14 protein-coding genes are annotated in these 23,934 nt (G+C 55.6%); 6 read left to right on the forward strand and 8 right to left on the reverse strand.

All coding sequences use genetic code 11. The features are described from left to right. Positions 1-47 precede the first annotated feature (47 nt). From IEY39_RS25570 to IEY39_RS25590, 5 genes are read right to left on the reverse strand one after another with little or no spacing between them, the layout of a single operon-like run. Entirely contained in the window at positions 48-5,333 is a 5,286-nt protein-coding gene (locus tag IEY39_RS25570) for a DUF5695 domain-containing protein (protein WP_188937067.1), read from the reverse strand. Next, positions 5,330-6,319: a hypothetical protein gene (locus tag IEY39_RS25575; RefSeq protein ID WP_188937069.1), complete on the reverse strand. Its 990-nt coding sequence runs from the start codon at positions 6,317-6,319 to the stop codon at positions 5,330-5,332. Before IEY39_RS25575 ends, IEY39_RS25570 begins: the two co-directional genes overlap by 4 nt. Positions 6,320-6,326: 7 nt before the next feature. Further along, the gene (locus IEY39_RS25580; RefSeq protein WP_188937070.1) at positions 6,327-6,962 is read right to left on the reverse strand and encodes a hypothetical protein; all 636 of its coding nucleotides are present in this window, start codon (positions 6,960-6,962) and stop codon (positions 6,327-6,329) included. Between the two features lie 12 nt (positions 6,963-6,974). Further along, positions 6,975-8,498, reverse strand: coding sequence for a RagB/SusD family nutrient uptake outer membrane protein (locus IEY39_RS25585; protein WP_188937072.1), 1,524 nt, complete (start codon positions 8,496-8,498; stop codon positions 6,975-6,977). Positions 8,499-8,509: 11 nt separating this feature from the next. Then, positions 8,510-11,731 carry a SusC/RagA family TonB-linked outer membrane protein gene (locus IEY39_RS25590; RefSeq protein WP_188937073.1) on the reverse strand — a complete coding sequence of 1,074 codons (3,222 nt, stop codon included), beginning with the start codon at positions 11,729-11,731 and terminating at the stop codon, positions 8,510-8,512. A gap of 191 nt (positions 11,732-11,922) precedes the next feature. On the opposite strand from IEY39_RS25590, the gene IEY39_RS25595 reads away from it, so the two are divergent. The 6 genes from IEY39_RS25595 (at position 11,923) to IEY39_RS25620 (ending at position 19,325) form a co-directional block, all read left to right on the forward strand. Continuing rightward, positions 11,923-12,567 (forward strand): hypothetical protein, encoded by a 645-nt coding sequence (locus tag IEY39_RS25595; RefSeq protein WP_188937075.1) that lies wholly within the window; start codon positions 11,923-11,925, stop codon positions 12,565-12,567. Next, entirely contained in the window at positions 12,564-14,351 is a 1,788-nt protein-coding gene (locus IEY39_RS25600) for a M61 family metallopeptidase (RefSeq protein WP_188937077.1), read from the forward strand. The genes IEY39_RS25595 and IEY39_RS25600 overlap by 4 nt, the downstream gene beginning before the upstream one ends. Before the next feature lie 87 nt (positions 14,352-14,438). After that, complete coding sequence (locus IEY39_RS25605; protein ID WP_188937079.1) at positions 14,439-16,994, forward strand: outer membrane beta-barrel protein; 2,556 nt, start codon at positions 14,439-14,441, stop codon at positions 16,992-16,994. A gap of 55 nt (positions 16,995-17,049) precedes the next feature. After that, positions 17,050-18,093 (forward strand): sensor histidine kinase, encoded by a 1,044-nt coding sequence (locus IEY39_RS25610; protein ID WP_188937081.1) that lies wholly within the window; start codon positions 17,050-17,052, stop codon positions 18,091-18,093. After that, positions 18,093-18,794 carry a LytR/AlgR family response regulator transcription factor gene (locus IEY39_RS25615; protein WP_188937083.1) on the forward strand — a complete coding sequence of 234 codons (702 nt, stop codon included), beginning with the start codon at positions 18,093-18,095 and terminating at the stop codon, positions 18,792-18,794. Before IEY39_RS25610 ends, IEY39_RS25615 begins: the two co-directional genes overlap by 1 nt. 36 nt (positions 18,795-18,830) lie before the next feature. Further along, the gene (locus tag IEY39_RS25620; protein WP_188937085.1) at positions 18,831-19,325 is read left to right on the forward strand and encodes a heme-binding domain-containing protein; all 495 of its coding nucleotides are present in this window, start codon (positions 18,831-18,833) and stop codon (positions 19,323-19,325) included. Between the two features lie 9 nt (positions 19,326-19,334). On the opposite strand, the gene IEY39_RS25625 is transcribed toward IEY39_RS25620, so the two are convergent. Genes IEY39_RS25625 through IEY39_RS25635 form a run of 3 tightly spaced genes read right to left on the reverse strand, consistent with a single transcriptional unit; the run spans position 19,335 to position 23,916 of the window. After that, positions 19,335-21,197: a glycoside hydrolase family 35 protein gene (locus IEY39_RS25625; RefSeq protein ID WP_188937087.1), complete on the reverse strand. Its 1,863-nt coding sequence runs from the start codon at positions 21,195-21,197 to the stop codon at positions 19,335-19,337. Between the two features lie 23 nt (positions 21,198-21,220). Next, the gene (locus IEY39_RS25630) at positions 21,221-22,252 is read right to left on the reverse strand and encodes a cellulase family glycosylhydrolase (protein ID WP_188937089.1); all 1,032 of its coding nucleotides are present in this window, start codon (positions 22,250-22,252) and stop codon (positions 21,221-21,223) included. Then, the gene (locus IEY39_RS25635) at positions 22,252-23,916 is read right to left on the reverse strand and encodes a RagB/SusD family nutrient uptake outer membrane protein (protein ID WP_188937090.1); all 1,665 of its coding nucleotides are present in this window, start codon (positions 23,914-23,916) and stop codon (positions 22,252-22,254) included. Before IEY39_RS25635 ends, IEY39_RS25630 begins: the two co-directional genes overlap by 1 nt. Positions 23,917-23,934 lie beyond the last annotated feature (18 nt).

The following is a 23,934-nucleotide window of genomic DNA, read 5'->3' on the forward strand; positions in this document are numbered from 1 at the left end:
GAGGGTGTCTCCTATGTTTGTATAAATAAACAGGAGGCATCCTCTTCTTATTTTTTAGATGATGCCGTGCCGAGGTTAGCAGCGGGAATCCTGAGAATGTTGATAGAATAAGGTTTCAGGATCACCGAAGAAGTGCCTGCGGGAAGGTTTGTGATTTCGGGGGTATAGGCGCGGGGTTGATCGAAAGTATTCTCCGCCGTGAGGGTTGGCGCGGACAGCGTGGTGAGTGCAGCGGGGCCGGGGTTGACACCGGGTAGCTTTACCGCCAGGGGATCGGCATACGCATTCACCATCTTCACGATGATCTCGCCCGTCGCAGCATCCTCGCCCGCGATAGCAAAGAATTTCTCCGGCTCGGTAAAGCTCATAAGCAAGCGACCATCCAACCAGCATTTGACGGTGTCGGCGCCGACATCCACCCGAATCTCGTACCAGCGACCAGGCTGGATGGTATCCTTCAGAGAAATTGGCGATGAAATATTGCTGACCTCATCACCGCCCGTCACCTTTTCAAACACCGCGACCCTGTTGACCCAGGCGCCGATGTGCACACGATAGAACGTGTTACTGTCTTTCACGGCGAACGGGATGATGAAGGCATTGTAGCCATCGAGCTTTTTGGCTTTCAGCTTCAGGGTATACGTACTGAACTTTCGCCCTTTGAGCAAGGCAAGCCGTTGCGGACCCTCTCCCAGCTGCGCCAATGCGTTATCCTGTACCCGCCAGCTACCGCGGAAGGGCCGCCAGTCGCCGGGACGGTGCAGCAAATCGCTCTTGTATACCTGGCGGCCATTCTGCCACACTTCGATGTCTTTATAGGCCGTGTGGGTATCCCAGGTGGCCAGCCCAATGCCGCCCGGGAAGGAGGGTTCTTTGTGCGCCGGTGGGGATACCTGTACGGTGGTTTGGAAATTGGTGTCGGATCTGTTGTTACTTAATAATTGAATAGCATAATAAGAGATGCGGGCAAAGCTGCGGGCGGCGTCAAAATGGATGAGGTTGACGGGCCAGTCGACATCGTTGACATTCACCAGCAAGGGGGCGTAGCTGCACATCTTTACCAGGTCGCCGTTGTTCTCCATGCTCATGATATACACCGCGTCGCTGAGCGCGGCTTCCATGTCGCCATTCCCCACGCCGGCATTCGTGGCGTATTCCCCGACATACAGGTGCCATTTGTCGCGCGGATAGCCATCGAAGTGGTTGAAATGTGTCATGGCCCAGCCGGCCGCTTTATAGGCATGTTCATCGGCAATATCCACCCGCTTCATCCCCCGCAGGGTGTATTCGTTGACGTCGCCGATGCCCATGCTGGCGATGATCTTTATCTGCGGATAGCGGGCCTTGATAGAATCGTAAAAGATGTTATAGCGTTCGGCATAGCGGGGGCCGTGTTGCTCGTTGCCTACCTCCACGTATTTCAGGGGGAAGGGATTGGGATGACCGGCCGCCGCCCTGACGCTGCCCCATTTGCTGTCCACCGCACCGATGGCATATTCGATGGCGTCCAGTGCATTTTGAATATAAGGATGGAGGCTGTCGGGCGTGACAAACGTTCCACTGCGGAAATCACACGAAACACCCGCATTGAAGACATATAACGCGGCTGCGCCGATGTCCTCGCAGAACTGCAGATATTCGTGATAACCAAAGCCATTGCTGGTGTAATACTCCCAGGGACTATAGGTAGGCGTGCGGGCTTCTATGGGCCCGATGGTCGTTTTCCAATCCGGTGCGCTTTGGATATCGATGCCTTCCACGAAGCAGCCGCCGGGCCAGCGGACAAAGGCGGGGTGGAGATCGGCGATGTATTGGGCGAGATCGGCCCTCAGTCCGTTCGGCCGGTGGCGGAAAGTTTTTTCGGGGAAAAGAGAAACCATATCCAGCCAGACATCGCCGGGCTTGTCGAAGGCCAGGACGAATTCCGCTTTGGGGTCGGTGGCTGAGGCTTGCAGCGTCGCGGTGTATGCTGACCAGCCGGTGTCGGTGGAGGGTTGGAAGGAATGGGACGCGAGGATACGGCCATCGCTGCTTCTCAAAAAGGCGGTTATTGTCCCGGGGTAGCCCTGGTGGCGCAGGAAGAAGCGGAGGTTGTAGCTATCGCCCGCAATGACGGAGATGCCCCAGAAGCCTTCGTTGATCACTTCCGCCGTGTCGCCGTTGTCCGCGGCTGCGATCGCCACATGGAGCGAGTGCGGGGTCGCGAAGCTGAGTGGATCATCGGCAGTGCGGGCGATGCTGACGGCTGCGTGGCGTGTGGCCCGCGAGCTCCACGCGGGGTAGTCGCTTTTCAGGCGCCATTCCATTTTCCAGTCGCTGACCTTGCCGGCGGGCATAGAAAAATGCGGCGTACGTGGCGGCAGGATGAAATCGCCGGCGAGGGTCATGCCGGGCGGGATGTTGGACTCTTCGAAGCCGCGGTTCTGGATCAGTTCGGCATAGAGGCCACCTTCGCCGGCATGGCTGATCTCTTCGAAGAATACGCCGTGCAGCGTCGGGGAGACTGGGTTGCCTTTTTCCTGGGGATCGATGAGGACGGTGGCGTGGCGTTGCGCAGGGCGGGCGGGCTGGGGTTTTTCGGGGGAAAGGAAGAATTCGGTGGGACTGGCTGTTAATGGTAATCGGTAGCGCCCATGATCTTTTGCGGGTGCGCCTTTCAGTACATAACGGCCGATGCCCGGGAGCCGGGCGGGCTGATCGACCTGCAGGTAAGCATCGGGAGTATAGGCATCGGCGGGCTCCAGGACCAGTTTCACGGCGCCGGTGACCTCCTGGTAGGATGCGCTTACGAGCCTTCCTGCGTCAAGCCGGAGCCAGAGCCCCGCTGGGGCGATGTAGACTGCCGAGCGGGCGGCGGTGGTGATGCGGGCGGTGACCCAGCCGTCTTTTTCGGCCAGGTTGCCGCCGAAACAAAGCCAGCCAAGGTCTTTATGTCTGGTGATGTAGGTCGCGGTATTCACCGCATAGCCGAAGAAGCCTGAGCCATAGTCACCGGTGATGCCGTCGTTCTTCAGCGTTGCCGGAAAGGAATGAAAGGCGCAGGGGGCGAAACCATCTTCCCCGATGTTGGCGATGCCCCCCAGTACGCCGCCGTAACCGACCCGCAATAGGTAGAGATCGGCGGGGTTTCGGCGGTATTCAGCGAGCACGGGAATGGCGTTGAGTTCGGAGCCATAATGGTGGATCATCCGTTCGATGCGCTGCAGCTTCCCACCATATAAGAAATCCCAGTAGCGGCGGGCATTGCCGTTGTAGGCCCAGCTTGGAAGGGTGGGCATATAAGCGAGGATGGCTTTGAGCGTGATGGCGGCCTTGTCATCATAACCGAAGAAGACCGACCAGATATACACTTCTTCCTGGCCCGTGGAATCCCAGGGCATCTCGCTGCCAAAGGGATATTTCAGGGTATGCCAGCGCAGGGCCCGTTTCTTCATCAACGCCTCCACGCGACCGGCCATGGCTGTCATGCTCTCGGCGCGCAGGTCTTTCAGGATGAGGTAGAATACAGTGCCTTCCATCTGCCCGAACTGGGTATAATACGGCGCCTGGCTCATCATGGCCAGGATCGTCTCGTACGCGTGCTGCAGGTAATAATCCCACGCATGCGAAGTGACAAGCCCCCGATGATTGCGGGCCAGCCGGTACAGGACCCACCAGGCGGCGGCGACATGCGGGTAGTTGTACGACCGGCCGGTGGATTCCGCTTCTTTCAATGGCCAGGCCGACCAGGTGTGAAAGTTGATCGAGCTGTCGTAGGTTCCTTTCGGCAGGGAATCGGGCTCATAATAGAACAGGCTTTTCCTTACGCCATATTTCAGCGGGCCGCTATCATATTGAATATGCCCCCAGAGGGTCTGGTTGACAAAATCCTCGAGTTTCGCTACTTCGGTCTTATCGGGCAGGACAAATTGCTTCATGGTCGCGCCGAGCCAGCTCCCTGCCCCACCCTCATCACTGAGCCCTGCTATCCAGGCGCGATTGTCCTGGGTCACCTGCGCATGCTTCTCTTCATCATAGGTGATGATGCCGGGGCTGCGATGAAAGAGATCGGTTTTTTTGTCGAACCACTGGGCAGTGGTGAGGAAATGGCCATAGGCGGAGATGACGCTGTCCTCCGGGTGGATGACTTTGTATTGAATAGTCTGTACCGTGCTGTCTTCATAAGTGATGATGAGGCGTGCCCGGCCCCATGTGTTGCCATGCACCGCATAGGATTTCCAACCATGGTTCTGCGGCGTGGCGGCGGGGACGATCTCCAGGGCGCCGGCCGGAGAGACCTCCATCGACAACACCTTCTTTGGATATTGCAGGAACAGCTTTCCCTCCACATCCTGTGGCAGCACATAACCCGGGATGCCGATGGCGACGGGTCGGTGATGCGCAGCAAGGGTGGTTTCGATATCGCGCACCGACCCGCAAAGCAGGAACTGCCAGCCATAAGAGCGGGTTTCGCCAGGCGCCAGGATGATGGAAGTCGGGAGATTCCAGGACTGTGCGGCCGCCCACTCTTTCTCCGCATAGGCTTTGCTACATACCAGCCATTCATAGAAGCCCTCGAAAGTGATGCCGCGCGGCGTGGGGTCATCCAGCAGGGGATTATAGGCTTCGAATGGTGCATGGCCATAAGGCACGACCAGCAGCGTGGGCGATGCACCGCTGAGGCGGGCTACCTGTAAGTAACCTGCGTCCTCACCTGTGTATGGGTCATAGAAGACGTTTTGCGCATGTGCCTGTCCGAGGGTCTTGCCATCGAGAAGGTTATTGAAGATCATGGGGATGCCCAGCGAACCGATCTCTACTTGTGCTGCCGAAGTATTCTTCAACTCGAACCGCAGGGTAAGTTCGTCCCCATCTACTTCCCAATACCGGCGCACCTGCAGGGGCATATCGGCTGGGAAGGTGGGGCCAAGGTCGGCAGCCGCCAGTACATGTCCGGTGGCAGGCAGCGCCTGTACGGGTCTGCGCTTTGCGGCGGAAGAGTATTTTATCCAGTCGCCGGCGCCGTTTCTGATGCGCAGGGTGATGTCGCCCAAATGGTACATCCCGTCGCTGCTGCGAACCTTGAGGCTATCCCCCGGCGTATAATCGAATCCGGGCAAGGTGGCCGGGGACAACGAAGCCACGGTCTGTGACGCGCGGACCAGTCGCAGCCGGAAAGCGGTAGTATGCAGATCGAGCGCGCCCGATTCAATGCCCAGCGTCGAAGGTCGCCGCGCCAGCCGCTGCCAGGGGGATTCCCCGGACTGGGCCAGCGAGGACAGGGACAACAAACAGGCGAGGACACAGGCGGGCAGGCGGATACGGGCGGGCAGGCGGAGACAGGTCGTCATCATTTTCTCACTGCGTTGTTAAGATGAATCGTTATGAGATAATTTCCCGTTGTAAGGTACTGCATAACGTTAAGAACCTGGATATACTGATTGGCCTGATCGGCGGTGTTCATGATGCGATAGTAAACAGGGGCGTTGCCATTGCCGTTAAATGTCGAACCATTATCATCCTTACAGGTGGAGAAATAAGGGAAGGCCTTGCCTGCGTTGGGAATGGTGTATGCGATGGTCGAGTCGGTGAGGACCGGCGCATAATAGGGATCCCAGTTGCGCATATTGGGAAGCGCGGTCGACCATGCCGTCACCTGCCCTTTCAGCGGATCGAAGGGGGCATTGTTCGCATCCACGAATTTAAATACTACCTTCAACGAGTCACCGGGGGTGTACTGTACATCCGTATTGTTTCCGCCGACATACTCCTGTAGCAGTGCACCAGTGCTGTCATAGTAGCGCTGGCGCTGATAGGCAAGCGAGTAGGTGGTAGACAGGGGCTGGATGATGATCTGGCAGGCGTTGTTCAAGGTCTCCGTGCCTCTTGGATTGGTGACTTCGATATCCATGTTGTAGGTGCCTGCCGGGACAAAGGCCGTAGCGGCGGTGAACTGCAGGCGGCCGCCGATGCTGGCGATGTTAAACGGGCTCACGAGGCTGTCCTTTAGTTTTTGCTGCAGCAGCGCAAGGGTTGAATCCTGGAAAGTAATGGCAGCGGTGTAGGTGGTGATGGTCTTTGGCGTAGTGAGCAAACTATAGGCATCCTTGCCCGTCGAATCCTTTAAGGCCAGGACTTTGACGTGCAGGGGTTCGGTCGATCCGCTGGTGATGAGTGACCCGGAGACCGTGGTGACACCCTGCTGGACATAGAAAGGGTTCACCTGGTAGAAGACGCGGGGGCTGAGATAGCCATGGACGATCTTTTCGCAGCCGGTGACCGCCGCGATGACCACAGCTGCTGACAACAATAGTCGTATGATGGGTTTTTGTCTGCGCATAATATGATTATTTGATGGCTATCGATGCCAGATTTGATAAAACATTCAACTTCGATCCGGTTTTGGTGATGATACCCGTTGTCTGGCAATTCTCGACAAAATCCACGGGGTCATTGGCCGGAGCGCCGGGGCTGCCGTCGAGGTAGCCATTGATCTTGATGTATTGCAGAACATAATACGTGATGGTGGAAGCGGCAACGTATTCCGTAGCCGGCGTTTTCTTTACGGCGGCGATGGTATCGGCCCAGTTGGGATAGATCTTTGCCGTGGTGCTGGCATTGTTGAGTGAGATCGTGTCGGTGAACAGGAACTGGGTTATAAACCGGGAGGTGATGTGCGCATAAAGGGAATCGAGGCTCTGATAATTCAATGCCGTCATGATCGCGGACACGGAATAATCCGTCGGCGCGAAAAAGGTGCCTGCCAGATTTACAGAATCTTTCAGGTGAAAATGGTCGACGATGAGCAGCACCGTGTCGAACATATGGTACTGGTTGGCGGAAAGATAGTCATAGGCTGTGTAGTTGCTTTTGGCATTGGCCACGCCGCCATCCTGCAAATAGTTACTCTTGCTGCACGAGTACAGGATGGTGAGCAGCAGGACTACGCATGCAGCATTTTTATATCGGTGGAAGAAGTTCATAATACAATGGTTTTAATTTCTTAGTATCTGGGTCCAGTAAGCTGTTTGCGTGAGGGAGGGGTTGAGTACGAACAGGCTCGGATCTAACGGCCAGTAGTACTCCCCTGCATTGATGCCTGACTGGGTCATCTGGGGGAACTGGGAGACGCCCGTCAGCCGGTCGTTGCGGATGAGGTCGTAGAACCGGTGACCTTCCAGGAAAAGTTCGCGTCCCCTCTCTGCCGTGACGCTGTCGATGAGCGAGAGGCGGTTGGCGACCGGCGGCATGTCCGCGGCGCCCGCTCTTTCCCTCACCTGGTTGATGAGGATCAACGCCCCGCCAAGATCGGACGTCTTCTTCGAGGTCAACGCTTCAGCCTTAAGTAAAAGAATATCCGCCAGGCGGAAGATGATGATATTATTCAGCAGCAGGTAGTAGTTGCCCGAATTGGTGGTTGGCAGGGTTTGGATGTTGGAATATTTGATGCAGGAATAAAAGTTCTGGCTTCCCGAGTTGACGACGGTGAATTCCTTCTTGTATCGCAGGTCGTTGGTATCATAATACAACTTGCCCAGCACAGTGGAGTTGATCTGCCAGTTGGGGATGGGGATATTGGGAAGAAGGGGAGCACAGAGCGTATAATTGGCGATGCTGGCGGAATAAGCCAGTGCGTTCATGGATTCCGTTGCGGTGTTCTGGGCGATCTCGAAAATGCTTTCGGCCGACTGACCGCTGTAGATGGTTGGATAGCTTGCCCCGGGTATCAGCGAATAGGAACCCGAATTAATAACGGAATCGCAGACCATGCTGCAGCTGTCATAGTCGCCTCTCCATGCGTAGAGGTGGGCCAGCAGGGCGAAGACGGCGCCTTTGTCGGCTCTGACGACCCGGCTGGCGGAAGAAGGGTTCTGCCAGCCAAGGTATTGGCGGGCCATCGCGAGGTCGCTTACGCAGGCGGCCAGCACGGCCTGTTGCGGCGATCGGGCGATGCCTTTGAATGTGGAGATATCGCTTTGATAGGAGGTATCCAGAGGAACATCACCCCAAACGCGGGCCATATAAAAATAATTGAAGGCCCGGGTAAAATAGGCTTCGCCCAGGTAGCTGTTGCGCTGGGCAACCTGGTCGGCGGTGGTGTTGCCGTTGAAGACATTCACGGGCATGCGGTTGAGAAAGTAGAGACAGCGGTTGCTCTGCTGGATGGCGGCATAGAAAGGGGTGTATACCCTAAGTTTGAGCTTTGGGTCCCATACGTTGGCTGCGGGGACCGAGATGCCCCAGTTGAGCTGGTTGATATTCTGGAAGTCCCCATCCTGGATGGTGCTCCAATAGTCGGTGGGCAGGTCGCCATAGACATAATAAGACACCGAGGCGTCCAGGGCCGACCGGATGAGGGAATAGCAGGCGGCCACGGCGGAATTGGCGTCGGCGTCCGACTGCCAGGTGGTAGCATCCGTTGGCGTACTCACCGGGTTTTGGTCGAGGTACTTCGAACAAGAGGCGAGTCCGGTCAAGAGCACGAGACCGACCGATATAAGAAAAGTTGTTGGTTTCATGATCGTAGATTTTAGAAAAGGAGATTCAAACCGAAGGTGAACTTCAGGGAGGTGGGATACACGATATTCACCGAGCCTGTCGTCGGGTCGTACAATTCCGGGTCGGCGATGTTCTTTGCCTGTTTGAGCATGAACAGGTTTTCCGCCATTCCGTAGAACTGCACATTGTTGAGACCGAACCGTTTTGACAGCGCGGGAGGCACCGCATAACCCAATTTCACCTGTTTGCATTTGATAAAGCCCCCGTCTTCCAGGAAATAGGATTTGCTGATATTCCAGGGGTCAAGACCGCCGCCGGTGCTTGGGTATACCAATCGCGGGTAGGTGGTCTGATCGCCTGACTTCTGCCAGAACTGGGGAAGAAGACCGCTGAAGGAGGCCATCCCCGCCAGGGCGCCCCAGGAGGTGTAGTTGGCGCTGCCATTCAGGTTGTCGGAAAGACTGCCGTTGAGGATCTTGTTGCCATACGAGAAAGAAAAGAACACGGTGAGGGAAAAGCCTTTATAGAGGAACGTATTCCCAAGCCCGCCGGTGAATTTTGGCAAGGGGCTGTGGCCATCCGACACCTGGTCTTCATAGTCGATGTTGTAGTCGCCGTTCTGGTCTTTGATCCTGGCGTCGCCCGCCTGCATCGGCGTGCCGAACCACGTCATCACCTGCCCGGTGGCCGGATCGACGGGAACATCTGACTGTTTCGCATAGACGCCATTCACCTGCCATACTTTATAGCTGAACAGTGGCGAACCCAGGGTAAGCGCTTTCCTGAACCACGGTGGCCCGAAGATGAGGTCCTGGTTATTGTTGGGGAGTTTTGTCACCCAGTTCTTATTGAAAGAGATGTTGAAGGTGGTATTCCACTGGAAGGCGGATTTGCGGCCCATATTGTGGGTACTCAGGGAAATCTCGGTGCCGGTGTTGCGGACATTCGCGAGGTTGCCGGAATAGTACAGATAGCCGGTGGTGGCTTCGGCAGGCACCTGGAACAGGTATTTGTCGATGGCGTCCTTCAGATACCAGTCGACGGCGATGTTGACCCTGTCATTAAAAAGATCGATATCTCCGCCAAGGTCGAGCTGCGGATATTTCTCCCATCGTACGGCGGAACTCGATTTCGTCCCGTAATTGAGGTAATTGTTACCATAGGGAAAGGGAGAGACCACGGTTGTCCCGGCGTAGGTGGAGGGGGTGCCGCCGGGATACGAACTATAGGCATTGCCGACGATGGTACCCGTTGTTGCGCCAAGGAAGCTGGCGTCCGAATAGAGGGTCTGGTAGCGGGCATACCAGCTGCCGGGGTCCTGACCGGTGACGCCATAGCTTGCCCGGAGCTTGAGGAAGTTAACCACTTTCTTCAGCGGGGAAAAGAAGGGTTCGTCGGAGGCGATCCATCCGGCGGAAACTGCCGAGAACGTTCCCCACCGGTAGGAAGGGCTGTAGATGGAGCTGGCATCCCTTCTTATCGAGCCGGTGAGCAAATACTTGCCTTTGAGGTCGTAGGATAGCCGGCCGTAGTAGGATTCGGTGGTCTTGGTTTCCTTCGCGGTAGCGACATTCAGGTTGGAGCCCGGGGGCACGGTCTGCAGGGTATAGATGCCGGAAACATTGATGCCTGCTGCCGAACTGTTGGCATTGTATTGCTGGGCGTTGTAGGCCGAATACCCGCCCACGAATACGAAATGATGCTCGCCGACGGTTTTCAAATACGTCAGGTAATTCTCCCAGCTGTAGTTGGGATTGCTGACATTGACATCATAAGCCGTATTGGCGATGCCGTTGAGCGCCTGCGGAGAAAAATAAGCATATTGTTCGGCGTAATTATTATAGCCGAAGCTGCTGGTCAAGGTAAGGTCGCGGGCGATGGTGTCGGTTGCCTGGAGGTTGACGTGCATCGTGGTGATATGATCGTCATCATACCGGTTGGAATTGCCATTATACAGGTTTTGTGTCGCCGGGTCGAGGTTGACAAGCGATGAGGGAAAATTCCAGGTGACATAAATATAAGGATTGGTAAAATCCGTCCCCGCCCCGTGGTTCCGCTTTTCGAAGCCCATGAGCAGATTGGCGTTGATGTTCAGCCTGCTGACGGGATTGAGGTTGAAATTGAGATTGGGGGCGATACGCTCGAGGGAGAAGCCTTTGACGGCGCCCTGTTCGCTATAATGGTTCAGCGCCAGGCGGTAGCTGTTGTTGCCGGTGAAATAGCCAGCGACAGCAAGGTCCTGGTTGTTGACGATGGCTTGTTTGCGGATAAGCATGCCCTGCCAGTCGACGTCGCCGTTGAGTGCGGGGTTGAGGCTGTCGGTGAGAGCCTGGGGTATCGCGCCGAGGGCAAGCTCGGAATAGCCCAATTGATTTTCCAGCAACCGGAGCTTGATGTCTCTTTCCAGGGTGCCCGTCTCCACCGACCGGAGCTGGGGCCGGGTGGTGACGCCCATGTAGCCGGACAGCTGTACCTGCGGTTTTGTCGTGCGCCTTGCTTTTTTGGTCTTTACGATGATGACCCCGTTGCCGCCCCTTGCACCATAAATAGCGGAGGCGGAGGCGTCTTTGAGGACGTCGATGGATTCGATGTCGTTGGGGTTGATAAAGGTGAGCGGGTTGGAGGCGGGGCTGCTGGTGGCGGTGCCGATGTTGTTGACGTCATAGATGACGCCGTCGATGACATAAAGGGGGCCGGTGTTGCCGCCGTTGGAGTTGGCATAGTCTACATTGGTCGACCCCCTGATGACGATGTTGGGTTTCGAGCCCGGCGAGCCCTGTGAAGACTGTACGGTGACCCCCGCCAGCCGGCCTTGCAGCATCTCGTCGAAGCTGGCTTCAGGGACATCCTGGATCTCCCGGCCGCTGATGCTCGAGACGGCGGCGGTGACATTCCTTCTCTTCTGGCTTTGATAGCCGACGACCACCACATCACTATTATTGCCCATGGCCTGGCTGAGGACGATGGCCATGCTGCCGGTGGTGACCTTTATTGTCTTGTCGTCGAAGCCCACATAGCTGACGACGACCTGGTTGGAAGTGCCTTTTAGTTCGAGTGAAAAATGTCCGGCGGAATCCGATGTGGTAGCGTTGGAAGCCCGGTTCTTCTCGGAGATGGTGGCACCGTAGAGGGGATTGCCCTTTTCATCCCTGACGGTACCATCGATATGCGTATGGGGCTGCGCTTTTACGGCAAGCAAAAAGGAGGCCCACATACAAATGGTCAGTACACTGACCTTTGTACATCGTCTCATAGCAGTAAGTGGTTTTGGGCCTCTTGGAGGCCCTGTTTTAGAAATGTAACTTTGACATTTAAAACTACAGTTCTAAAATCAAACCACGTTTGCAGGAATTATCAGGCGTTGGGCAGATATTAACCGTTTCATGATACTGAAGCATCACAGCAGTGGAGATTTTCTTATCTTTAACCAAATCCCCTTATCATATGGCCACTCTTCCCCCTACCCCGCCCGCAGACCAGCCGTTGATCATTACTTATATGACGCTGCGCAAGTGCATCGGATTCATGGGCATATCCCTGGTTCCCGTGCTGGTGCTGGGTTCGCTGCTGCTGGATCATCCGCCCCAGATAAGGACATCCGTAAGCGCCTATTATTTTAGCAGCATGCGCAACGAAATGGAAGGGATCATTTGCGGGATAGCACTCTTTCTCCTTTCCTACCATGGTTATACCCGGCTGGATTCCCGGGTAAGCAAAGGAGCCGGATTTTTCGCGCTCTGCATCGCCTTTCTCCCCACTGTGCCTGCCGGTGTGAATGACGATCTCGTGAGCAAGCTGCATTACTATACCGCCGGTGCCTTCTTTGCCCTGCTGGCCTATATGTCGATCTTTCTCTTCACCCGGAGTGACGGAAGCTGGACGCCGCAGAAGAAGAAGCGAAACAAAGTGTACCGGGTCTGCGGAATAATCATGGCCGTTTCGGTGCTGGGCATCCCGATAGATGGGATCAACGGGATATACCAGCACATCTCTTTTCTGAAACCCACCCTGATCCTCGAGACTTTTGCACTCACCTCCTTCGGTATTTCCTGGCTGACAAAAGGAGAATTTATTCTGAAAGACAAATGAAAAACAAGTTTTACACGGGTCTGCTGGCGATGGCGCTGTTGTGGACCCTTGGCGCAGCAGGCCAGGATAGCCCGACCGTCAATTATATATTGGCAGTCGATACGAGCGATCTTTCCGGCTACTGGGTGGCGATTCAATTAAAGAATGCCGGGCACCATTTTCACCTGGCCATGGCTACGCACCACGAGTATGATAGTCGCTTCTGGCGGTATGTGCGTGACCTCCGGCTGCAAACACCTAACGGCAGGGGTCGTCTGGTGAGGAAGGATAGTGCCTTGTGGGAAGTATCCATCCGCGGCAACGAAGCCCGGCTCACCTACCGGATACAATTGCCCGGGCCGCATCGGTTTGCCCATATCCCTTTTCTGGCCTCCTATGGCGGACTGGCCGGCGATCTGCATTCCTTTATGTATATACCAGAGCACCCGGAGGTGGCCTGCACTGTCACCTTCCAAATTCCTGACGGCTGGGCCATCGCCACGGGATTGGAAAGAACGACCGATCATAACAGCTTTTCAGCGGCTTCGGCCCCGGTGCTGATGGATTGCCCGGTATTGCTGGGGCAGGTGCATAGCTGGGATTTTTTTGTAAAAAAGGTTAGGCATACCGTTGCCTATCTGGCGGCCGGCAATGGCGCCATCGGGTTTGACACGGTGCGATTGGTCAATACTATCCGGAAGATAGCGGAGCAGGCGGCTGCCGTGTTCGACAGTCTTCCTTATCCGAACTATACTTTTCTGCTGGAAGACTCGGTTGGGGGGGCCCTCGAACATCGGAATTCCGTGACGATCGGCGCGCCGGCATCGGTGCTGGCATCAGAGCCGGATGAATTCGACGAAGAGATAGCCCATGAATTCTTCCACACCTGGAATCTGATGTACATCAAGCCGGCGGAATACACGCCATTGAATTATGGACCCCAGGAAGAATCCGCGGGCCTGTGGCTCTCGGAAGGTCTTTCGATGTTTTACGCCGATCTCATCATGCGAAGAGCCAGACTGCCGGTGGAAGATTCGACCCGGCTCGACCATCTTGAAGGACTGATCCAACGGTATTATACCGACACCGGCAACCAGGTTATCCCGCCCGCCCGGGTAAGTCTGGCATCAAACGCACTTCCGGGAAGACTGGGCGACTTCTCTGCCAGTGTACACCTGCAGGGCGAACTGTATGGGGCCCTGCTGGATATCCTCATCCGGGCAAAGACCAACAACCAACGCTCTTTTGACGATGTCATGCGGCTGGTATTCAGGCGCTTCGGGGGCGAGAAGGGTTTCTACGGCAAGGATATCGAGCAATGCGTACGGGCCGTCTGCCCGGGAACCGAAGTAACCGATTTCTTTCAACGATTCATTTACGAAGGCCGTCCGCTTGAGTTCAATACCTGGCTCGGGCTCATCGGGCTGCGGATGGACGTCGCCTATCAAGAGGCAGTTAATAAAAACGGTATGGAAATGGTCGACAAGCGGCTGTATGTATGGAGTCTCCCGGGTGATACAACTTTCCGCGTGCAGATCACCCATCCGGGCAGCTGTTGGGCGAAAGCCGGATTGCACAGCGGGGATGTCATCGTGGACATTGATGGCATGCCGGTGAAAACCAGGGAGGACTTCAATAACCGGCTGAACCGGCTCCACGTCGGCGACACCGTAGCGGTAGCGGTGCAGCGTCCGGAGGGAATGAAGGCGATAAGCGTTGTGATTCAGCCTTATGTTATTCCCGTTGTACATCTTTCCAGGGTCGGGGGCGGGGAGGTTTACGACCATTGGGCGAAGGGAGAGTGACCGCGGACTTTTCGGGGTTGACCGCAATGTTTTTTGGGTTGCCCGCAAGCGCCAAAATGGGCATTTTCGGCTTATTAGTTTTGCCCTATGAAACAGTTATATCTCCTCCTTGTCACGCTGCTGGTCCTCGACCAGGCGTTTGCCCAAGCCCCGCCGCAAGGTATGCCGCCGGGTGGGCATCCCGGAGCAGGCTCTGCCTCCGGGCATCTCTACGGTAAAATTGTGGATACGACGGGTCATGGCATCGGTCGCGCATCGGTGATGATCCTGAAACGATATAAGGACCCGGCTACCGGGAAACAGAAGGAAGTGCTGTTAAAAGGTATCACCACACAGAACAACGGGGATTTTTCGGCAGAAGACCTGCCGGTGAACAGTCCGTTGAAGCTCAGTATTTCGGCAGTGGGGTATACGGCGCTGACGCAGGAAGTCGTATTGACGCCGCAAGCAGCAGAAAAAGACCTGGGTAACCTCTCCATGGCACCCGCCACAAAAGAGCTGGAGCAGGTGGTGGTCACCGCCTCCAAGCCCGCCATGACCGTGGATATGGAAAAGAAGGTCTTCAACGTAGCGAAGGATATCAACAGTGTGGGGGGCAACGGCCTGGATGTGCTGAAGAATGTGCCCAGCGTAAACGTGGACATCGATGGCAATGTTACCCTTCGGGGCGGCTCGCCACAACTGATGGTAGACGGCAAGCCTACTACCCTGACGCTGGATGAGATACCGGCGGACGCCATCGAGAGCGTGGAGGTGATCAACAATCCTTCCGCGAAATACGACGCCTCGGGCGGTGGCGCCGGTATCCTGAACATCGTTTTGAAGAAGAACCGCAAGACGGGCTATAACGGCAGTGTGCGGGCGGGTGCGGACAGCTACGGCGCCGCCAACGGAGGGGCAAGTCTGAATGTCCGGGAGAACAAGATCAATTTTTCCGCAGACATCAACGGCAGGCTGATACGCGATCGAGTCACCGGGTCGGTTGATCGATTGAATTTTATGACTTCGACCACTCCCAATACCTATCTCCACCAGCAGGAGCTGGACACCTCCAGGGGCTGGATCTATTTCGGGCGGATGGGGCTGGATTATTTTCTCAACAACCGGACGACCTTGTCCCTCACCGGATTTGCAATGTCTCACCGCAACACGACCATCTCCGATCTTTCTATGAATACGGACAGCATGTATTCGTCCGGAAAGATAAGCCAGTACAGTCAAGAGGAGATCAATGGTGGGCATACCTTCAACGGAAGGGGTGCGACCCTGGGGATTAAACAACTGTTTGCAAAAGATAAAGAGTCATGGACGGCGGATGCAAGTTACTTCTCGGGCAATGGTACGAGCAACTCTCTGTATACAACGAACTACTTCGCTAACGGCAACGGTTCAACCCTGTCCAGTCAGCAGCTGCAAAAGATCGTCGGCGGCGGCAATGACCATAACATCATCCTCCAAAGCGACTTTTCCGACCCGCTGACGCCGAAGACGACGCTGGAAGCAGGGGTACGGGCCGCGTTGCAGAGCCGGTTGAACATCAACAACAACTATACTTACAACCCCGACTCGGCGGCTTATTACTTAGTCCCCTCGGCGGCTAGCAATTATAAGAGCCAGAGCAATGTATACGCCTCCTATTTTACCCTGGCGAGCAGCATCCGTAACTTCAGCTACAAGGTAGGCCTGCGGGCAGAGAGCTCCAACTACCACGGCACCCTGCTGAACTCGGGCCAGACCTTCAGCAACCAATACCCGGTGAGCCTCTTCCCCTCCCTCTTCCTCGGGCAGAAGCTGGGCAACGGGCAGGAGCTGCAGCTGAGCTATACGCGGCGGGTGAACCGGCCTAATTTCTTTCAATTAGTGCCCTATACCGACTCTTCCAACAAACTGAACATCACCCGCGGGAACCCCAACCTCGTGCCGGAATTCACCCAGTCGGTCGAGCTTTCCTATCTCAAGACCTTCCCCGGTAACAGCACCTTTATGGGCTCGGTCTACTACAAACACACGGACCACCTCATCACGGGGTATATCGAAGCAGATACAGCCGCTGGCAGCACGACGTATATCAACACTTATGTTAACGCGGAATCCAGTTATTCGGTGGGTGCAGAGCTCACCGGTCAAGTCAATCTTACGCGTTGGTGGGATGTATCGTCCAACGTGAATATCTATCATTCGAAGATCAATGTCGGCTCGACGGAGGCGGTCGCCCAGCAAGCCTTATGGAGCTGGTTCGGCAAAGCGAACACCAGTTTCCGGCTGCCTTCCGGGTTTACCATCCAGCTATCCGGGATATACCAGTCCAAGACCAACCTGCCGGTGAATACCAACGCAGGCCAGCCCGGTCCGCCGAATATGCAGTCCCAGAGCGCCTCCCAGGGATATATCAAACCCTACTATGAGGCTGATGTTGCGGTGAAGAAAACCTTCCTTTCCGGGAAACTGGTAGCAACGGCGAGCTTCAACGACATCTTTAAGAGCCGGAAGCAGGAGCAGTATACGTACAGCAGCTACTTTACGCAGGATTACAGCCGGCTGCGGAATCCTCAAATGTTAAGACTGAACCTCTCCTGGAGCTTCGGGAAAGTGGATGCCAGCCTGTTCAAGCGGAAAAACAACAATGTGCAGACAGAAGAATAATGACACAATAACTGTACGAATCGGACTCCGTCCGATTTTGATTATATTTACTTAGATGAAGACAAGATGGCAGGATAGTATCATGGTGAAGGTGCTTACGCACGCAGCCGTCTGGGCGGTGGCCCTGTCGCTGCCCTACCTGCTGGACACCCATCATGGTATAGCGCACCGTCCGGAAAACGACGCGCGGGCAAGGAGCTTCTTCTACCTGAATTTCATCACCAATATCATGTGGATAGGTCCGTTTTACCTCAACGCCTATCTCCTGACGCCAAGGCTTTTCTATCGCCGGCGTTACCTGGCCTATGCCGCCGTGCTGGCCCTGGTGTTCGGCGCGGTGATGATGATCCACGAGTTTCTGCATGGGTATGTTTTCCAGCTGGGACAGTTTAGTCTCAAAGGGGCAACGGGGTTCCTGCTGCCGCCGTTCATCCTCACGACAGCGGTGAGCACTTCGATGCGGATCGTCCGGGACAAGCTGGCGGCGGACAAGCGGGCGCAGGAAAGACAGGAAGAGAATCTCAAGACGGAGCTCTCCTTTCTGCGAAGCCAAATAAACCCCCATTTCATCTTCAATATTCTGAACAACCTGGTGGCACTCGAGCGGATGAAATCGGAGGAACTGGGTCCTACCATCCTGAAGCTGTCGTCGCTGATGCAGTATATGCTCTACGAGACGGACGAAGAGAAGGTTTCGCTGGTGAAGGAAGTGGAATATCTCCAAAGCTATATCGATTTGCAGCGGCAGCGGTTTGGCGTGAAAGTGCCGGTAACCGTCTCGCTGGAGGCGCCGACGGGCTTTTATGAGATAGAGCCGATGCTGCTGATCCCCTTTGTCGAGAATGCCTTCAAGCATGGCGTGGGGATGATCGATCGCCCCTGTATCCATATCTCGCTCGCCCTTCAAAAAGGGGTGCTGCATTTTTCGGTGCGCAACCGGTATAACCCCGATTCGGTGGAGGTGAAGGACAAGAGTTCGGGCATCGGCCTGGGCAATGTCCGCCGGAGGCTCAAGCTGCTGTACGGCAACCAGCACGTACTGCATATCAACCGGGAGGATGGCTGGTTTAGCGTATCGCTTGAATTAAACTTACACTGATGCTTCGATGTATTGCCGTTGACGACGAGCCGCTGGCATTGGGATTACTCGCGGATTATATCCGTAAGATCCCGTTTCTCGACCTGGTGGCTACCTGTGGGGACGCTTTTGAAGCGGCACGGGCGTTGCAGTCGACTACCATCGATCTGCTATTCATAGACATTCAAATGCCCGGGCTTACGGGGTTGCAGTTTATCCAGAGCCTGGCGAAGCGGCCCATGGTGATCGTGGTCACCGCTTATAAAAAGTACGCCCCCGAAGGTTTTGACCTGGACGTCGTGGACTATCTCGTAAAACCGGTGGGACTCGACCGGTTTATGAAGGCCTGCTACAAGGCGCAGGAGCTACACCAGCTGCGAACGGCGGGGGCAGGCGCGGCTCCTGACTTTTTCTTCGTCAACGCCGACTATAGCCTGGTGAAGGTGCTCTTTGCCGACATCATCTGGATAGAGGGTTCGGGCGACTATGTGAAGATCCATCTTAAGAGCACGCCCAAACCGGTGTTGGTGAGAAGCAGCGCCAAGACGCTGGAGGCCGAGCTGCCCGGGGATAAATTTCTCCGCATCCACAAATCCTATATCGTCGCCGTGACCAGCATTACGGCCGTCCGGAAGAACAGCATATTCATCGGCGAGCTGGAGCTGCCGGTGGGCGAGACCTACCGGGATGCGCTGCGGCAGTTGACGGGGAGGGATCTTTAAATGAATAGGTTCAAAAAAACAAACTTCCAGATACACATGCTAAAGAAAATCGGCTTAGTCCTGGTCGGGATATTCATTATCATCCAATTCATCCGGCCCGCAAAGAACCTTTCAGGAGACGAGACCAATGACATTCACAAGCGTTATAGCGTCCCGCTTAAGGTGGATGCCCTCCTGCAAAGGTCCTGCGTCGATTGTCATACCAACAAGACCACCTATCCCTGGTACGCAGAAGTGGAGCCGGTGGGCTGGTGGCTGAATTCGCATATCAAAGACGGCAAGCGGCATCTCAACTTTTCCAACTTTACCGCCATGCGGGTCGCCGTGCAGAAGAAAAGAATGGAAGACTGCATCGAACAGCTCAACGAAGATGAAATGCCGCTGAGTTCGTATACGCTTATCCACCGGAATGCCATCCTCGCCAATGCCGATAAGGAGACACTCAAGAGCTGGTGCCAGAGCATCATCGACACCTTAAAAGCGACCTACCCCGCAGATAGCCTTGTTTTGAAAAGGGGTGGCGGGAGGTAAGCCGGCTTTTTATTGCAATTCGTTCAATATCGGGTGGTCGATGGCTTGCAGGGTGTGTTGCCCGGTTGCCAGCATTTCGAAAACGACGATATCATTTTTTCCCTGTTTGAGCCATTCGGCGGGAATATAAAGCGTTTGCTGCGGGCCTACGCGCCAGTACCGCCCAAGGTTGTGACCATTGACCCAAACGACGCCTTTGCCCCATTGGCTCATATCGAGCCAGGTATCCCCTACCCTGTCCAGGGTGAATGATGCTGATCTGAGGACGGGGGCTGCGGCTGTCGCGGCGCCGGCTTTGATGACGGGCGCTTCGCTGAAAGGCAGGGAATACATCCGCCAGCCCTTCAGTTCTTTGCCGGCGTACTCCACCTTGCCGGTGATGCCTTTTGTATTCTTCAGCAGACTTGGCCCGAAGTTGACACGGCCCAGGTTCTCGACCAGGATGTCGAGTCTTGCCTTTCCGCCGGGGAGGTTAAGCAGGACACTATCCTGTTTGAGCCGCCGGTCGGCAACTCCGATTTGTTTCCCGTTGACAAAGACGATGGCATAGTCACGGAGTCCGCCGATGAAGAGCAGCCCTTTGCCTTTTCCTTCGAGGGTAGTGCGATAGTCAACGTAGCCATAAGCCTGGTGCAGCTGTTCGAAAGTGAGGGGTTGTTCGTTCACCACCGGCTGGGGAAGGAGATCGAAGACAGCCGATTGCCGGTCGAAAATGATAGCCGGGATGCTGATGGCCGGGCGAGCGGGCGGAATATCGGGCAGATGGTCGCCAGCGGGCAGATGCGCCGCGATGACCTTTCTGAAGGCCATATATTTCGCCGTGGGATTCCCCGCTTCGTCGAGCGGCGCGTCATAATCATAGCTGCTGATCTCGGGCTGGAAATACGCCGTGTCATAAAAGTTGGCGCCATTCATAAAACCACGGGTCGTGCCGCCATGGAACATATACATGTTCACCGAGACGCCGCCCGTCAGCAGCGTCTCCAGCTGCCCGGTATATTTGTCCGCAGGGACGGTATGATGCGGCTCGCCCCACCAGTCGAACCAGGCGGGATACCATTCAGCCACGAAATAGGGTCCCTTCCCGTTATTATACCGGTTGACGGTCGATCTGATGCGGGTCGGGTCCACCAGTCCGTTGACGGCAGGTAACAGGCCGGGAAGATGCCCTTTGGCTACGTCCTTTATCGGATCGCAGGTATACAATAGGCCGTCAAAACCGGCCTCCCGGAAGATCTTTTTGTTGATGGCGAGATAGTTGCTGTCGTTGGAATAAGAACCATACTCGTTCTCTACCTGGACCATGAGGATATTGCCGCCATGATTCACCTGTAAGGGCGCCAGGCGTTTTCCCACTTCGTCGATGTATTCCTTATAGTCCTGCAGATATGTAGCGTTGGTGCTGCGGACGACCAATCCTTTCTCGTTTTGTAACCAGTAAGGGTAGCCGCCAAATTCCCACTCGGCGCATACATAGGGGCTGGGGCGCAGAACGACCCACAAGCCTTCCTCGGCGGCCGTGCGAACAAACTCAGCGATATCATTGTTGCCGGAGAAATCGAATTTTCCTTTTTCGGGTTCCTGCAGATTCCAGAATACATACGTTCCGATGGTGTTGAGGCCCATTGCCCTGGCCATCCGCATCCGTTGGCGCCAGGCTTCCCGGGGCACGCGAGCATAATGAATTTCGCCCGAGATCATCAGGAAGGGTTTGCCATCCAGTAAGAAGGATGAGTCGCCGAGCGAGAAGCTATGTGTTGGCCGGCCGGAGGTGGTCGCCTGGACGGGTGCGGTTGGCACGGGCGCGGAGGGCTGTCCAAATCCATTCACCGACAAAAGCCATACCAGTAAGAATCCAAGATAAGCTTTCATGTATGTGTTATTCATAAGTAAGTCTAATTACCCCAGGCGTATTGCAGCCGGGCCAGGCCGCTGGTACTGTTGGTGGCGAGGGTTGTTCCGCTGAGGCTTAGCATACTATAGCTGTCCCCTATGCGCAGTCCAGGCCAATAGACGCTTCCCATCGTGCGTGCGCGCAAGGCATTGGTGAGGCCTTGCAGGTACGCGACTTCGACATCGGAACCCGGTGCCGCAAGATAGTCTTTTCCGTTAGTCATCGGAACTCCGAATTCGCTAAGGATGGTGCGACCGGGATAGGCCAGTGAAGTGATGGTTTGTTCCCAGTCGCTTACCGTTGTCCTATTCTTTTGAAACCAGGTATACATATGAAACGAGAGCAAACAGCCGGCAAACCTGCTGTCGGCGCCGATTTCGTTGACGCCTGTGGCATAGCCTGTCCCATCGAGCAGCACACGACCGGCGGGGATAGCCGGAAATCTTGCCAGCCATTGGGCGTACAGGGCTTTAAGGTTGTCCACGCTGTAGCCGAAGGGCTCGTTAAACGGTTCGAACCAGACGTTGCCGCTGGCGGCGTAGCGCGTGGTAACAGACTGCCACATGCGCCAATATTGCGCCGTGTCGTCGATGAGCCCGTCCTTTGCCGTCGTCCCTTCCCAATAGGCCAGGACAACCCGCATTCCCTTATCGAGCGCTTTGTCGATGGCACCGGCATAGGCTTTCCACCAATTACCGGCTACGCTGTAAGGGTTTACGGGAAGACGGATAGTGTTGACGCCCCGTTGCGAAAAGGCGCTGAGGATGAGATCCGCCTTTGCCTGGACGGTGGCGTAATCGTCCGATGAGCTGAGCCCACTGGGAACCACGACGGTGTCGGAATAGTTGTCGTGGGAGTCGGCCCAGTTGAACCCTTTGAATCCATTGGGTCCGCCTGTGACGGCAGGCGCCGGTGTTGCCGGGCCTGCCGTCGTGTCCGAGCCAGGAGGATTGGAACTCACCCGCGAGGTCTTTGCGCATGCGGACAATACCAGGTGGCTCAGGAATGCCAGGAGGATAATTAGTTGTTTCATCAGTAGCCGCTGTTCTGCTGTAATTGATTGTTAGATGCCTGGATCTCCGCCAGCGGAATGGGCAGCCAATATTCTTTTGACGAGAACGTCCTGCCGGAAAGGGCGACGATCCGCGAATAGGTGTAAGCGCCGCCGGAGAGGGTCACGCTGATGCCATAGGCCGGTACGTTCTCCGTCTGGCCGGCGATCTTCCACCGGCGCACGTCATAGAACCGGTGTTCTTCGAAGGCCAGTTCGACCTGGCGTTCGTGCCAGATGGCAGTACGCATCTGCGATTGGGACAGGCCGGCAGTCAGATTGGGCATTCCCGCCCGGGTACGGATCTGGTTGATGGCGGCGTAAACCGTCGCATCGGGACCGACAGCCTCGTTTTGCGCCTCGGCGTAATTGAGCAGGACCTCCGCATAGCGGATATATATCCAGGGTTGGAGGCCGGCGGCATTCCAGGGGTTATTGATGGGATAGGCGTCATTCATGAATTTCCGCAGGTAGTAGCCCGTCTTTGTCGCATTCCAGTTGGAGGGGCCATCCTTGCTGTCCTTTCCGCCGGGTGTATAGGTCTGTATGGTACTGCCCCGGTAGCTCGCTCCGTTGTAGAGGACGGTGGAATAGAATCGGGGGTCACGGTTGACGTAGGGGTTTGTGGAGTCATAGCCGGAAGTGGCGTCGGTGATATCCTTCCCGTTGCTCATCTGGTAGGAATCCACGAAGTTTTGGAGGGGCGTGTTGCCGGCCCAGCCACCATAGCTATTGGGGCCGTTGGCGATCTCCAGGCGCGTGTGCGGGGCGGCGAGGGCATACGTACGTTCAAAGATGATCTCAGGGCTGTTTTGATTCAGGAAGAGAGAAGCGTAACTGGGGTCGAGGGAATATTGTCCCATGTTGATCACCGCCTGTGCGGCAGCGGCAGCGTCCGCCCAACTGCCCGCATTGTACAGTGGGCTGGCAGCGTAAAGGAGAAGCCGGGATTTCAGGGCCAGTGCCGCGCCCTTCGTAGCTCTTCCCAGCACCCAAGTGTTGTCTAAGGTCAGTGGCAGCAGCTGGGCAGCGCTATCGAGCTCAGAAACGGCATATTTCATACAATCCTGAATCGAAGCGCGCTGGAAGAGAGAAGGGTCCTGCATATTGCTGTTCAACTCGGTGACCTTGTTGCCCATCAATACAACGCCACCGTAGTTGCGGATCAGGTCCTGATAACGATAGCCCCGGAGAAAGTGCAGCTCGCCGAGCAGCCGCTGACGATGAGCCGAGCTCATCTGCACGGAGTTGATATTATTCAGGGCGTAATTGATCTCCCGGATGCTCCGGTAGCTTCTGCCCCATATGGTACCGGCGATGCCGGTATTCTCGGGGGCCAACTGACCGCGTTGGATGAGCCAGGTATTATCATCGTTGTTGTAGATGGATTCGTCGGTGAGCGAACTCCACATCCCGTATTCGAAACCGCGGCCGAATCCGGGCGGTGCGCCGTCGCCTTCCTTGTTCTGGAGGATAACGCCCAGATACCGGTTGATGACATAGTCCTCGAAAAGGGAGGAATCACCCAGGATGGCGGTATTGGAGAGCTTGCTTGTCGGTGTGATGTTGAGGTAGTCCTTTTTACAGGAGGTCGAAAGAAAGACGCCACATGCAAGGGCGGATATAATAAGATATTTTGTTTTCATCTTGTCTTGTTTGAAGAA

Origin of the sequence: Puia dinghuensis, from assembly GCF_014642875.1 — a bacterium.
Classification (GTDB): Bacteria; Bacteroidota; Bacteroidia; order Chitinophagales; family Chitinophagaceae; genus Puia; species Puia dinghuensis.

Excerpts from the sequence above, each read along its gene's own strand:
- IEY39_RS25580 (WP_188937070.1), bottom strand. The coding sequence starts at position 6,962 with ATGAACTTCTTCCACCGATATAAAAATGCTGCATGCGTAGTCCTGCTG.
- IEY39_RS25575 (WP_188937069.1), bottom strand. The coding sequence starts at position 6,319 with ATGCGCAGACAAAAACCCATCATACGACTATTGTTGTCAGCAGCTGTG.
- IEY39_RS25570 (WP_188937067.1), bottom strand. The coding sequence starts at position 5,333 with ATGATGACGACCTGTCTCCGCCTGCCCGCCCGTATCCGCCTGCCCGCC.
- IEY39_RS25600 (WP_188937077.1), top strand. The coding sequence starts at position 12,564 with ATGAAAAACAAGTTTTACACGGGTCTGCTGGCGATGGCGCTGTTGTGG.
- IEY39_RS25595 (WP_188937075.1), top strand. The coding sequence starts at position 11,923 with ATGGCCACTCTTCCCCCTACCCCGCCCGCAGACCAGCCGTTGATCATT.
- IEY39_RS25620 (WP_188937085.1), top strand. The coding sequence starts at position 18,831 with ATGCTAAAGAAAATCGGCTTAGTCCTGGTCGGGATATTCATTATCATC.
- IEY39_RS25630 (WP_188937089.1), bottom strand. The coding sequence starts at position 22,252 with ATGAAACAACTAATTATCCTCCTGGCATTCCTGAGCCACCTGGTATTG.
- IEY39_RS25635 (WP_188937090.1), bottom strand. The coding sequence starts at position 23,916 with ATGAAAACAAAATATCTTATTATATCCGCCCTTGCATGTGGCGTCTTT.
- IEY39_RS25590 (WP_188937073.1), bottom strand. The coding sequence starts at position 11,731 with ATGAGACGATGTACAAAGGTCAGTGTACTGACCATTTGTATGTGGGCC.
- IEY39_RS25625 (WP_188937087.1), bottom strand. The coding sequence starts at position 21,197 with ATGAAAGCTTATCTTGGATTCTTACTGGTATGGCTTTTGTCGGTGAAT.
- IEY39_RS25610 (WP_188937081.1), top strand. The coding sequence starts at position 17,050 with ATGAAGACAAGATGGCAGGATAGTATCATGGTGAAGGTGCTTACGCAC.
- IEY39_RS25585 (WP_188937072.1), bottom strand. The coding sequence starts at position 8,498 with ATGAAACCAACAACTTTTCTTATATCGGTCGGTCTCGTGCTCTTGACC.
- IEY39_RS25615 (WP_188937083.1), top strand. The coding sequence starts at position 18,093 with ATGCTTCGATGTATTGCCGTTGACGACGAGCCGCTGGCATTGGGATTA.
- IEY39_RS25605 (WP_188937079.1), top strand. The coding sequence starts at position 14,439 with ATGAAACAGTTATATCTCCTCCTTGTCACGCTGCTGGTCCTCGACCAG.